We start from the raw sequence: 13,639 nt of genomic DNA, 5'->3' as shown, positions 1-13,639 counted from the left end.
ATTATTTTATTCTAATTTGAGATATAAAAAAGCCCCATTGCGATACTGTCACAATGGGGAAAGTTATAAACTATTTTACTAATAAGGCTTCTAACTTCTGTAAACGAGACTCTAACTCTTCATTCTTTGCTTTTAGGTCTTTTACTTCTTTATCTTTTTCTAAAAGATGTAAGTAAAGTTCCTCTATCTTCTCCACATTGGTAAGTTGAGTTGCCATAATATCTATATAACCTTGCTTTTTGATTTCTGCAGCAGATTGATATCCTGGTAAATGTCCATTAGCTTTTACAAAATCTTCTACTTGGCTAAGGGTCTTAAAGCTGTAATCTGCTTTAATGTTAGAAGTACCTGTATAGTATTTTTGGAACACATAGTCTGGGAAGAGTTTAGCTCCATTAGTTCCCATAAAAGCGGTTGCTTTTACATTACCATTAACATTTAATAACTCTGTAATTTTAGGCATTTCAGAAGCATTGCTACCATAACCTATTGCTAGCTTACCCTCATCTGTTAATACCATTTTAGAACTTTTATTTGAATTATCTAATCCATAAGCCCAAAAATGCAAACCACTGATATAATTATATGCTCCTCCAGTCTTCATATTGAACAATCTCCATTTACCTACTTCAGTTGTAGTGTCTGCCTTTAGAGTATTGGAAAGTTCTAATGAACCTCCTATATTTGATGACCTTTCAGAACGAAGTTCAGCTTCTTTAGCTAAGATATTTCCCGCTACTTCTAGTTTTTCTACTGGAGCATCTACGCCGATACCTACATTATCACCGAAACGAACTGTTCCAGCGTTAGTGTAAATAGCATAATTGTTTCCAGTACTGAAATTAACATTATCTAAATGAAGCCCATAAGCATTTTTAACAGTAGAATTAGCTCCAATAGCAGGTATATGAAGACGATATCCATAAAAGTCATCTACACTATTCCCTGCTCCTAAAGTGAATGAATTGAAAACACCCACATACTCTGTCATAGTAGAACCTGTATCTGAGGCTATATAGCGTAAATCCATACCTTTTCCTGTAGATATATTACTCGCCTTTGATGTAATATATGACACTAGACCTCCCATATTACTCACTTGTCCAGTCTCAAGTGCCATTTGATTATTTATTCCTCTAACCACCGATGCCGACTGATTATTAGACACCAGAATATCCATATTTTGACCTGTAAATCGTCCTATAGTAGCACCACTACCTATACTACGACCTACAACCTTAAATCCTTCTAAACTACCTAAGTTCCCTGATGTATTAGCTCTAGCCCAAGACTGTAGACCTACCATAGTATTAGCATTCACACCTAAGGTTGCGCCTAACAAAGGTCCCGTACCATCAGGGTCTTCTCCTTCTATAAGCACCTCAAAAGTTTGCCCATTAAGATAATTAAGAGGTTTGGATATATTAGGGTCTTGTACTAATAAGGTATTATATCCCCCATTATATCTCATAGCAGTAGAAGTAGAATTGTTTACATGTCCTGAAGTAACTACACTTCTTCTATGATTAAAATCATAAAATGCCGTATTTGTATAAGGATGTGTCAAAGGAAAAGCATCTGAACCATAGTTCTCAAAATTAATACTTGAACGCTTATAGAATGTAGTACTAGTAGCTAGCGGAGATAGGATGCCTGCAATACGAAGAAACCCCTTATTTTTATTGGTTTTATCTTCGTAAAATCCCAAAATATCATTAGTCCCTAAAGAGGGCTTAAGATAAGTTTCAATAATTCCATTGTTATCTCTCTGAGCCCAAAGTTGGTCGTTAGCTTGGGAATCACTTAGTCTTACCCATTTACCTGATGATAAGTTTGTAGTATCTTCAGTTGCCGTAGGGTTAGAGAAGTAATAGAATCCTGGGGTTACATCTATCTGCTGACCTTGTGTTGCAGTATTAGTTCCTGTCTTTCCTGTTGCTGTATTATATACCACCAAACCATCAAAACCTGTTTTGAAATACTGATATTGCCCTAAATCCGATGTATCAAAAGCAAAAGTGGTTAAGTTAGTTCTAGGAAAATTAAGCCCCTTTCCTGTACCAGATATAGCAGTTTCTGTAAATCCACTCGCATCTAAAAAGGTATTTTTATTGGTTAGTGTATTAGTATTTGTACCAACATTTACTTGAGAAAATGCTACGATGTTCAATAGTAACGCCGATATAGTAAGAATATTTTTTTTCATTGTTTATAAATTTTAAAGTGATTAGAAACCTCCGATTACATACCAATTGGTACCATCAGATTGTATTAACTGCCCTCTATTCACAGAAATAGCAGAGTTGTTCAAAGGAGCATTTGCTGTATAGCTAATTAGACCTGCCGAAGCATTTCTTATAGAAATTATTCTTCCCTTATTTTGAGCTGCTTTTGGTAAAGCTGCATTGGTTAAACCGTTAGTTAATACAATAGTAAAGTCTTCCGCTGTCCATTGATCTTCTTTTATATTGTCTAATACTCTAATACTACCATATAATGCCCCAGCTGTACTACTAGCACCTGCACCCATTTTTACCCAAACCCCTCCTTTAAAGAAGTAGAAGCCCGTTGCATCTACATTAACCGTCGTTCCCGAAGCAGCACCATCAGCAACAGAGTCAATATAAAGTAGTGTAGATTCTGTAACGCCAGTTCCCATATTAGCAGCTCTTAAACGGCTAACTCGAGGTATTAAAATACCTTCTACTGTAGAGGCTGTAGACAACTTGTTAGCTGTATTAGGAGTTATTTCTAAAGTAGCTTTAGGTTGAGATTCGTTAATACCTACTTTACCATCATAAGTTTGTCCATAAGCTAATAAGCCTAAACCTAAAAAAGCCAATGCACTAAATTTTGTCGTTGTTGCTTTCATAAAATCTAATTTTTAAATGATTAATAAATTATTGTTTTGTCTATTTTTAAATCTTGAGTATAAAAATGCCTTTCCCCTCTAAACACACACAAAATGAGAGGAAAGGCTGATATAGAAAGAGCATAACGCCCTCTCTGAACACTAGAAGCACTAAACAAGAACGACCATGTTGTTTTAAAAAACAAAAATGCTTCTAGTAGATGGTTATATAAATTATCTTGTAAATAATATGAGCACGAAAGACCTCCAATGAATACTGGCGGTATATTTTTTCTAAACGATAAAAGTTGAAATATTTTTCTAGATAATAGAAGACATATACACGAAACTATGTGTGTGTGTGTGTGTGTGTGTGTGTGTGTGTGTTTACACAATTATTTGGAAGTACCAAATTTTTGTGCAAGTTTTTTTTATTTTTTTGTATGTCGCTGATAGTGTATCGCATAAATCTAGAGCAAATGTATAAGCATTTTTTAATATATGCAAATTATATGTAGCAAATATTAAATCTCTAAGCCTACCTGCTTTTGCTCAATTAAAATATCCTGCTTACTTTTGTGGCTTTATAAAAGACTTTAATGAAACCTTTACATAGAATTTTAAGCTTTGCCAAACCGCATCAAAAGTACCTTTGGGGAAGTATGTTTTTTAATATTTTGTACTCTGTACTTCAAATATTTTCGGTGCTTTCTATGCTCCCTGTTTTAAGGATTATCCTAAGATTAGATAAAATAGACACTACCAAAGAGCCCTTCTACGATGGTAACATGAGTAATTATTTTGGCTACTTAAAAGATTTAGTCTATTATAAAATACAAGTATATAACGATATTTATGGCGGCAGCACCGTTTTGGCGTGGGTGTGCGTAATTACAGGAGTGGCGTTTTTGCTTCGTAATATCTCTAGATACCTTGGGTCTTTTCTTCTTGTAAATTACCGTGTGGGGATTACTAAAGATTTAAGAAGTGCTATCTATCACAAATTCCTAAAGCTCCCTGTTTCTTTCTTTACAGAACAAAGGAAAGGCGATATGATGTCCAGAATTTCTAACGATGTCGGTGCTATAGAAAGTGGTATTATGGGAGCCTTAGTAGATATTGTGAATGCTCCATTCATGATTATTTTTTCTCTCACCGCACTCTTCTTATTAGATGCCCAGCTTACGCTGTTTTCCCTGATTGTCTTCCCTATTATGGGTTGGCTGATTTCGTGGGTTGGTAAAAGTTTAAAAAGACAAGCCAACTCGGCACAAGAAGAACTAGGCAATCTATTCTCTTTGGTAGACGAAACCTTAAAATCCTCCAAAGTCATTAAAATATTTAATGCGGATAAAATCCTAGAAAAAAGATTTGATACCACCACCAACCTTTGGCAAAAATACGCCATAGGTATGAGCCGAAGACGAGAGCTCGCCTCTCCAATGAGTGAGTTTTTGGGGTCTATCACGATGTTACTTATCGCTTGGTTTTCGGGCATCAGCGTTATCAACGGGACTAATAACGACCCTGCGACCTTCCTTATTTTCTTAGGGATTTTCTATCAGATACTCGCTCCAGCTAAACAACTGTCTAACTCCATATCGTCTATACAAAGCGGAATGGCAAGTCTAGAGAGAGTTTCGGAAGTTTTAGATTATGATTTAAAGGTGGAAGAAACTTCCAATCCTATCGCTATCGATAATCTCAACCACAGCATTGAGTTTAAAAATATCAGCTTTTTCTACGACCAAGACCATAAGATTTTGGAAGACTTCTCTATGTCTTTACCAAAAGGGAAAACGGTAGCATTGGTAGGTCAGTCTGGGAGTGGTAAAACTACTGTCGCCAACCTTTTGGCAAGATTTTACGATGTAAATAAAGGAAACATAGAGGTAGATAGTAACAACATCAAAGATTTAAAACTAAAAGACTACCGAAGCCTGCTAGGAATGGTTACGCAAGAATCGGTATTGTTTAACGATACAGTCTATAATAATATCTTAATGGGTAAGCCAGAGGCTTCCGAAGAAGAAGTCATCGCTGCGGCTAAAATCGCCAATGCACACCAATTTATAGACCAACTTCCCGAAGGCTACAACACCAACATAGGTGATGATGGCAACAAACTATCAGGAGGACAAAAGCAAAGAATATCCATCGCAAGAGCGGTACTCAAAAATCCACCTGTGATGATTTTAGATGAAGCCACCTCTGCCCTAGACACCGAAAGCGAAAGAGCAGTGCAAGATGCCTTAGACAAAATGATGGAAAACAGAACTTCACTCATCATTGCCCACCGACTTTCTACCATACAAAAAGCCGATTTGATTCTAGTAATGGAAAAAGGCAAGGTAATAGAACAAGGCAACCACAACGATTTAATGGCTAGAAACGGTGTTTACAAAAAGTTGGTAGAGCTACAAAACTTTGATTAAATCTCCTTAATATTGGGAAGCTAAGTTGATTTTCTTTTGTAAGATTAAATAAAAAATCTTAGTTTTGCAAAGAAAGTGCTATGCCTATACAAGACAAAATTGTAGAAACAGCCATTACTTTCGATGATGTGCTTCTAGTACCGTCCTTTTCTGAGGTACTTCCCAATCAAGTTTCACTTAAATCTCGTCTTACCGACAAAATCACGCTGAATGTGCCTATCGTTTCCGCAGCGATGGATACCGTTACCGAATCCGACTTAGCTATTGCTTTAGCTCGTGTGGGTGGTTTAGGATTTATCCATAAAAATATGCCGATAGAGGAACAAGCTGCTCAAGTAAACAAGGTAAAACGCTCCGAAAACGGAATGATAGCAGACCCTGTAACGCTTTCCAAAGACTACACTCTAAGAGAGGCCAAAGCGCTGATGTCTAGATACAAAATCTCTGGTCTGCCTGTGGTAGATGACAATAATACGCTTATAGGCATTATTACCAATAGAGATGTAAAATACCAAGAAAACTTGGATATGAAGGTGGAAGAGCTGATGACTAAAGATAATCTAGTAACTTCGGACAAGAACACCACTCTTGAAACGGCTAAAAATATCCTTCTAGAAAACAGAGTAGAAAAGCTCCCTATCGTTGATGAAAACTTTAAACTCGTAGGGCTTATCACCATTAAAGACATAGACAATCAACTAGAATACCCTCACGCCAATAAGGACAAAAACGGCAGACTTATCGTAGGTGCGGGTGTAGGCGTAGGCGAAGATACGATGGAGCGTGTAACCGCCTTAGTTAAAGCTGGAGTGGATATTATCGCCATAGATTCTGCACACGGACATTCTAAAGGGGTCTTAGACAAAATAAAGGAAATCCGACAAGCCTTCCCAGACCTAGACATCGTGGGTGGAAATATTGTAACCGCAGAAGCTGCCAAAGACCTCATCGAGGCTGGTGCTAATGTTCTAAAGGTGGGTGTAGGTCCAGGTTCTATCTGTACCACGAGAGTGGTGGCTGGTGTAGGTGTACCTCAACTTTCGGCAATCTATAATGTATATGAGTACGCTCAATCTAAAAATGTTGCTGTAATCGCAGATGGCGGGATTAAACTTTCTGGCGACATCGTAAAGGCTATCGCAAGTGGTGCTAATGCAGTGATGCTAGGCTCTCTATTCGCTGGAACCGATGAAGCCCCAGGTGAGGAAATTATTTTCCAAGGAAGAAAATTCAAATCTTACCAAGGTATGGGTAGCTTAGCTGCAATGAAAAGAGGTGGTAAAGAGCGTTATTTCCAAAGCGAAGCTAAGAAATTTGTACCCGAAGGCATCGAAGGTAGAGTACCACACAAAGGTAAGTTAGAAGACGTGATATTCCAGCTCACAGGTGGACTAAGAGCAGGTATGGGATACTGCGGTGCGAAAGATATTAAATCACTCCAAACCGATTCTAAAATGGTAAAAATAACGGGTAGCGGTCTTAAAGAATCTCACCCTCACGATGTGATTATTACTCAAGAGGCTCCTAACTACTCCTTGTAATCATAAAAGTAAAAAAGCGATAATCAAGTTTTGATTATCGCTTTTTTTATATTTAACTAAAATTAAATCTCAATTCAATCTATTTCGTTTCTCTCCTTTGAGCGTCTAGCACCGCTATTGTGGCTAAGTTTACAATTTCATCTACGCTAGAACGCATTTGTAATACGTGTACAGGTTGTTTCAGCCCCATAAGGATAGGTCCTATGGTTTGTGCCACTCTCATTCCTCTAATAATCTTATATGAAATATTAGCCGACTCCAAATTCGGGAAGATAAACACATTAGCTGGAGTATCTCCTAATTTAGAAAACGGATAATCCGCTAAGTGGTCAGAATTCATCGCAAAATCTGGCTGAATTTCACCATCTACCACCATATTAGGATATTTCTTATGTAAGATTTCTACCGCTTTAGCTACCTTTTGGGAAGTCTCGGAAATACTAGAGAAATTCTCGTAAGACAACATCGCTATTCTTGGCTCTATGGCAAAAGATTTCACGGTAAGTTCCGACATTTTAGCAATATTAACTAAATCTTCTGCTGTTGGATTTTTGTTAATGGAAGTATCCGCAAAAAATCTCGGCTTTTTCCCTGAAAGTATCATCATCATAGAAGCCACCTTATCCACGCCTGGCTCTTTTTCTATCACTTCCAAAACAGGCTTTAGTACAGAAGAGTAATTCTTTGAGAAACCAACAATCAGGGCATCAGTATCGCCGTGTTTCAGCATTAAAGGTCCGAAATAATCTCTGTTTCTCACAAACCTTTTGGCTTTATACTCATTGATTCCTTTTCTGTTGCGTAGTTTCCAAAGGGTTTCTCGGTACTTTCTTCTGTTCTCTTGCTGCTCCTCATCGTTGGGGTCTACAATCTTGACATTAAGCTCTATACCGAACTCCTTCATCTTCTCTTTGATGAGCTTTTTGTCTCCCAACAAAATAGGCTCTGCAATGCCTTCTTCGTAAAGGATTTGTGCCGCTTTAATCACATTATACTCTTCCCCATTGCCTAGTGCTACCCTCTTAGGATTAGAACGAGCCCTATTCTGCATCATTCTGATGAGTTTTTCATCTTTGCCCATTCTGTCTAAAAGGTGGTTTTCGTAGGCTTCAAAATCTTCTATGCTTTTCCTAGCAATACCACTCTCCATAGCAGCCTTTGCTACTGCCACGGACACTCTAGTTATTAACCTATTATCAAAAGGTTTCGGAATAAAATAATCTCTACTGAAGTTCAGTCCTTTAAGGTTGTAAGCCAAAATAACGGCTTCTGGCACTGGTTCCTTCGCCAAATCGGCAATCGCTTTTACAGCAGCGAGTTTCATTGCCTCGTTTATCCCTTTCGCCTGAACATCTAATGCTCCACGGAAAATGTACGGAAAGCCCAAAACATTGTTCACCTGATTAGGATAATCGCTTCGTCCAGTTGCCATAATTACATCACTTCTAGTAGCTTTAGCCAAATTGTAGTCTATCTCTGGCGTTGGGTTTGCCAAACCAAATACAATAGGATTTTCTGCCATAGAACTCAACATTTCTGCCGACATCACATCGCCTTTGGATAGCCCTACAAAAACATCGGCTCCTTTAAGGGCATCTTCTAAAGTTTCTAAATCGGTTTCGGCTACAAAGTCTAGTTTTTCAGGCGTTAAGTTTTGTCTTTTGTGATTGATAACGCCCTTACTATCGCACATCAAGATATTTTCTTTTCTAAGCCCTAGCTCCATATAAAGTTTGGTACACGCTATGGCTGCCGCTCCTGCCCCATTTACCACGAGTTTTACTTCTTCTATCTTCTTCCCTGCCAACTCTAGTGCGTTGATGAGCGCCGCCGCAGAGATGATTGCCGTTCCGTGCTGGTCGTCGTGCATTAGCGGAATATCTAGCTCTTCCTTTAGTCTTTGCTCTATATAGAACGCCTCTGGAGCTTTGATGTCTTCTAGGTTGATACCGCCAAAAGTTGGAGCTATTGCTTTTACAATTTGAATGAATTTATCTGGGTCTTTCTCATCTATTTCAATATCAAACACATTGATGTCTGCAAAAATTTTAAATAGTAACCCTTTGCCTTCCATCACGGGTTTAGAAGCCTCTGCACCTATATCTCCTAAGCCTAAAACGGCTGTTCCGTTAGAAATTACTGCTACTAGATTGCTCTTCCCTGTGTATTCGTAAGCCATTGCAGGGTCTTTTTCTATCTCAAGACAAGGCTCTGCCACCCCTGGTGAATACGCCAAACTTAAGTCTCTCTGTGAGGAATGTGGTTTTGATGGAATTACTTCTATTTTACCTTTAGGCTCCGCTCTATGATAATCTAAAGCCGCTTGTCTAAAGTTTTTTTCGTCTCTATTGGTTTTACTTGACATATAAATCGCTATATAATTAAGTTTAAATTTCTAGTATGTATTTTTTGTGATAATTTACCAAACTTTCTATGGGTCTTTGCACGATAGTCCCTACCCTAAGATTAAGTTCTGCCGCTGCCGCTCGTAAAGAATCTTCGTACACATAAGCGATGGAACCTATAAAATTAATTTCAGCCTCTTTAGCTTCCTTGTAAGGCAACACGTGATAGTCTAAGAAATTCTTCATTTCGTCAAAGACTAAATTTTGTAAATAAGGGTGCTGTTTTCTTTCAGCAATAAACTGATTAAAACTAGCTAAGTAGGCATTAGCTCTAGGGTTATGATACATATTTTTAATCGCCTCTTCTATACTTAGGTTATAGGTATCTACAAAATCCTGATGCAAATCGGTAGGGAGCTTCTTCATAAAAAATCGTCTTAAAAGATGCTTCCCTAGAGCACTACCGCTCCCCTCATCACCGATTAAAAAGCCTAAAGAGGGCAAATCGCTTCTCACATTCGTTCCATCAAAGTAACAAGAATTGGAGCCTGTACCCAAAATACAGACAATGGCAGGTACACCTCTATAAGCAGCATAGGCTGCTGCTGTAAGGTCTTCACTCACTACTATTTTCGCATTGGTAAATACCTTTTTTAGCTGCTGCTCTACCACCGCCTTATTCTCTGCGATGCCACACCCAGAACCATAAAAGAACACTTGAGTAACCCTAGACTGAAGCTGGTTTAAATCCTGATTTTTAACGATTTCTTTCGGAATTAAATCAATCTGAATGATATTAGGATTAAAACCTACAGTTTCTGTTTTAAGTTTGAAACTTCCGCTAGGGTTAAGAATTACCCAATCACACTTCGTGGAACCTCCATCTACAATTGCTATCATAAAAAACAATTTAATTCGCTAAGATATAAATAATAAATATTAAAAGGAGCAAAAAACGCTCCTTTTTTCCTTTAAAAGTATCTATAATCTTAGTTTTTAAAGACCTTGGATGAGCCCTGTATCTTCTTTTTTATCCTTATTCAAAAGGTTAGGGTTTTCTTTTGCTAGGCGGTTTTTAGTTGGGATTTTGTAGTTTACAGAAAGTCCAAAGCTACGGCTGTCCCACTTATTAAAGAGCACAACATTAGGCGTTTGTGTCATAGAACGTATTTGCATTCTTTGCCCGTTTAAAATATCATTAGCAAATACCGAAACACTCAAACGGTCATGCATAAACTTCTTGGAAAGCGTAAGGTCTAGCGTATTCATAAACGGTTTATCGGCTACAAAATAGTAGTAGTTCCCGTTCGGTGTAAAGTAACCAAAATTAGCCACTAGTTTAATATCTTTCGGAAGTATAAACTGCGACATCAGGTTCAAAATCCAAAATCCTTTGGTTTTCATTTCTGGAATTTCGTGTTTTTGATAACCTGCATAGAGGTACATAAAGTTGATTTTATCTGGATTAAAATTCATCTTCATCACCTCGCTTAGTGGTTTATGGAATAGCATAAACGGCAACGGAAGTCCTACATTAAAGTTGTGGATTCTAAATTGTGGTAAATTCTCCTGACTATTAACAATCACATCTCCCTGACGAGTTACCTTCTGAATAAGCTGATTTTTAGCTACGCTTACATTATAACCAATAAAGGCATAGTCAAACGCAGAAAGTTTAGCCTCATAGTTGTCAAAAATTGTTGGTTGGAGATTAGGGTTACCCGTCGTCCAAAGGTTTCCGTTAGCAAGAGTATTGTTATTAGGGTTAAGAGCAGAAATGCTAGGTAGCGTAATTTTTTTGTTATAGTTTAAAGCAAAATAAACCTGCTTACCAAAGTTGTACTGTACGCTTGCATTGGGGAAAAATCTAAACTGATTAAAAGGAATTAGTTGATTATTAGACTTTGTAGTTATATTGTAAGACTCGCCTGAAATATCGTAATCTTCGGCACGAGTTCCTGCTATGAAATCAAATTTCCCTAAAGTAGCTTGTAATTCTAAATAAGACGATGCCGTTTGTCTTTGATAGTCTAAATTGGTAATACCTCCAGACTGAGTATTAAAGTCTAGCTTCTCGTACAACCCACCAAAACTGATTTTACCTTCATCTAAAATATTTATCGGTTGAGAGTAATCTACCTTAAAAGTAGAAATTCTAGCATCTGATAAATTGTTTAATATCAACTGGTTTTTTCCAACTCCATTAAGCATTTGATTTTCCTGCTGAAATTTATTATCATTCTTATTGAATAAAAATCGGAAATCTAGCTTCTTATTTTTATCATCAAATTTCTTTTGATAAGTGGCGATAAACTCATGCCTATTTCCTAACGAATAGGTTTCGTCTAATCTTTCGTAAGGCATTCCTGAAAAGACACCGCTACTATTTGCTCTAGAATCATTGTTATTACGATTGAGGTCGTAGTTTAATAATAACCTGTCTTGACCAATATCAAAAGTCATTGCTGCTTTAATAAAAGAACCACGCCCCCAGCGGTCGGTAAATACAGAGGCTATGTTATCCGTATTTCCTCTAAGTAAGGATTCTCTATAATTCTGTCCCACATTAAGTTGCCAACCAAACCATTTATTTTTAGCATTCAACAAAACGGAATTATTAGTTCGGCTACGCACTTTTTCTTCGTTAGTAAAAGAGTAATTGCCAGAATAAGTAGCTGTAAGGTAATTTTTAGCCGTTTTGGAAGTGATAATATTAAGGATTGCTCCTCCAGAAGTTGCAGGAAACTCTGCTCCTGGCTGTGTGATAATCTCTATTCGTTCTATAGAATTGGCTGGCATACCTTCTAAAAAAGCATTCAGTTCGTTACTAGAAATATTTAGTGGTCTGCCATCCATAAAGACCTCTAGCATTTTACCCTGATAAAGCATACCTGCCACATCAGATGACACAAGCCCTGGTATTTTTTTTATCCCATCTAAAGCGGTCCCTGAATTAAGTTGAGGCTGCTCCGAAAAATCAAAAATCGTTCTATCTGCTTTTTGTTCTATCGCTTTTTTGGTTTTGGTGATGGTAACTTCTTCTATCTTTTTCTCCTTTGAGCCACCTTTCTCCTGTGCCATCACACAAAACGAACTCACTAAAGACAATAGAATTAATTGTTTTTTCATTGTGTTATATTTTATAGCATAGTAGGTCGTAAATCGTTTACTTTTGTTACATTTTGTAAAAAATTCTGCTAGATTTTTTACATCTTTTAATTATTAAAGTTAAATTTGCCACTTTATGAAACAGCATCTACTGAAACAAAAACAAATTCTATTCTTTATTATAGCAGGTGGTTTGAGCGCTATAGTAGAGATAGGTTCTTTTAAGCTGCTTAGTATCTTTATTCCTCAATGGTTCCCTATGGAAGTAGATTTTATGGGCGTGCATTACCCGTTGAGTAATATTTTATCTACCAGTAGTGGTATTATCACCAACTATTTCTTGAGTATTTGGTTTGTATTTCAGAGGGGCAAACATTCTAAGAAGAGAGAGTTCGCTTACTTTATGGGGGTTTCTGTTTTTTCTACTTTTTTGAGTCTTATATTCTTCCAAGTTTTCTTTTGGTGGGTTTTTGATACTTATCTTAAACTATGGTTCTTTACCTTCAGCCGAGAAATACTTAGCAAAGTATCAGCCATCGCTCTGGTATCTATACTCAACTATAGTGTGAAAAAACGAATGGTATTCAACGGATAAAATTTTCAAAATTATGGTGGCACTGGTTTATCTATGGCGTTTATGGTTTGTGATACTAAACATTGTTCTAGTGCTAATACTAGGACCTTGGGTTTATCTTTTTTCATTTAGAAAGGGGCACTACAACATTTGTTATTTTTTTATTAGACTTTGGGCGTTAGGCGTATTCTATGGTATGGGCTTTAGATACGAGTTAATTAAGAAAACTTCAAAAAATCTTAATCCCAACACACAATACATTGTAATTGCCAACCATACTTCTGTGATTGATGTTATGCTGATGGTTATTTTGTTGCCTAATCATCCTATTTGTTTTGTAGGAAAAAAAGAGTTGGTAAAAATCCCCATCTTCGGAACTATTTACAAAAGAGTAGTTGTAATGGTGGATAGGAAAGACCCTAAAAGCAGAGCCGAAGTGTACACAAAATCTGCTGAGAGAATGAGAGGTGGACAAAATATGGTAATTTTCCCTGAAGGTGGTGTTCCTGATGACACAAGCATTATTCTAGACAATTTTAAGAATGGAGCATTCTCTCTAGCGGTGGAACATGGTATGCCGCTAGCTATATTTACTTTTATTGGATTAAAAGAAATGTTTCCTTTTGATAATTCTAAAGGTTACCCAGGTAAAGTGAAGGTATTTTTAAATGAGATTATTGACACTCCTGAAGCCTACAATATAGATGAACTTAAAACAAAGGCGCATCAGCTTATCAAAAACACACTAGAAGAAAATACATTGTAAGATAATAATAATTATCTTT

The 13,639-nt window shown here is 37.1% G+C and carries 9 protein-coding genes; 4 read left to right on the top strand and 5 right to left on the bottom strand.

The annotated features are described in order from the left end of the window. Window positions 1-70 precede the first annotated feature (70 nt). Both GXW81_RS04510 and GXW81_RS04505 read right to left on the bottom strand, forming a co-directional pair. The gene (locus tag GXW81_RS04510; RefSeq protein ID WP_161531371.1) at window positions 71-2,206 is read right to left on the bottom strand and encodes a hypothetical protein; all 2,136 of its coding nucleotides are present in this window, start codon (window positions 2,204-2,206) and stop codon (window positions 71-73) included. 21 nt (window positions 2,207-2,227) lie between these two features. Beyond that, window positions 2,228-2,872 carry a hypothetical protein gene (locus GXW81_RS04505; RefSeq protein ID WP_161531370.1) on the bottom strand — a complete coding sequence of 215 codons (645 nt, stop codon included), beginning with the start codon at window positions 2,870-2,872 and terminating at the stop codon, window positions 2,228-2,230. 578 nt (window positions 2,873-3,450) lie between these two features. Here GXW81_RS04505 and GXW81_RS04500 point away from each other — a divergent pair. Both GXW81_RS04500 and guaB read left to right on the top strand, forming a co-directional pair. Further along, window positions 3,451-5,286 (top strand): ABC transporter ATP-binding protein, encoded by a 1,836-nt coding sequence (locus tag GXW81_RS04500; protein WP_161531369.1) that lies wholly within the window; start codon window positions 3,451-3,453, stop codon window positions 5,284-5,286. Between the two features lie 80 nt (window positions 5,287-5,366). Continuing rightward, window positions 5,367-6,827, top strand: coding sequence for an IMP dehydrogenase (gene guaB, locus GXW81_RS04495; protein WP_161531368.1), 1,461 nt, complete (start codon window positions 5,367-5,369; stop codon window positions 6,825-6,827). A gap of 79 nt (window positions 6,828-6,906) precedes the next feature. On the opposite strand, the gene GXW81_RS04490 is transcribed toward guaB, so the two are convergent. From GXW81_RS04490 to GXW81_RS04480, 3 genes are all read right to left on the bottom strand, one after another. Continuing rightward, the gene (locus tag GXW81_RS04490) at window positions 6,907-9,192 is read right to left on the bottom strand and encodes an NADP-dependent malic enzyme (protein ID WP_153935741.1); all 2,286 of its coding nucleotides are present in this window, start codon (window positions 9,190-9,192) and stop codon (window positions 6,907-6,909) included. A 22-nt stretch (window positions 9,193-9,214) separates the two neighbouring features. Continuing rightward, entirely contained in the window at window positions 9,215-10,072 is an 858-nt protein-coding gene (locus GXW81_RS04485) for a BadF/BadG/BcrA/BcrD ATPase family protein (protein WP_161531367.1), read from the bottom strand. A 96-nt stretch (window positions 10,073-10,168) separates the two neighbouring features. Continuing rightward, on the bottom strand, window positions 10,169-12,301 hold the full coding sequence (locus GXW81_RS04480; RefSeq protein ID WP_161531366.1) for an outer membrane beta-barrel protein: 2,133 nt from the start codon (window positions 12,299-12,301) through the stop codon (window positions 10,169-10,171). A gap of 115 nt (window positions 12,302-12,416) precedes the next feature. Between GXW81_RS04480 and GXW81_RS04475 the strand changes: the two genes are divergently transcribed. Both GXW81_RS04475 and GXW81_RS04470 read left to right on the top strand, forming a co-directional pair. Beyond that, a complete protein-coding gene (locus GXW81_RS04475) occupies window positions 12,417-12,875 on the top strand; it encodes a GtrA family protein (RefSeq protein ID WP_161531365.1) in 459 nt (152 codons plus the stop codon). Window positions 12,876-12,888: 13 nt separating this feature from the next. Beyond that, window positions 12,889-13,620 (top strand): 1-acyl-sn-glycerol-3-phosphate acyltransferase, encoded by a 732-nt coding sequence (locus GXW81_RS04470; protein ID WP_161531364.1) that lies wholly within the window; start codon window positions 12,889-12,891, stop codon window positions 13,618-13,620. The last annotated feature ends 19 nt before the right edge of the window (window positions 13,621-13,639 follow it).

The sequence above is a fragment of the Riemerella anatipestifer genome (assembly GCF_009932355.1).
Lineage (GTDB): Bacteria > Bacteroidota > Bacteroidia > Flavobacteriales > Weeksellaceae > Riemerella > Riemerella anatipestifer_E.
This window is presented reverse-complemented; position numbering and strand designations above follow the sequence as displayed.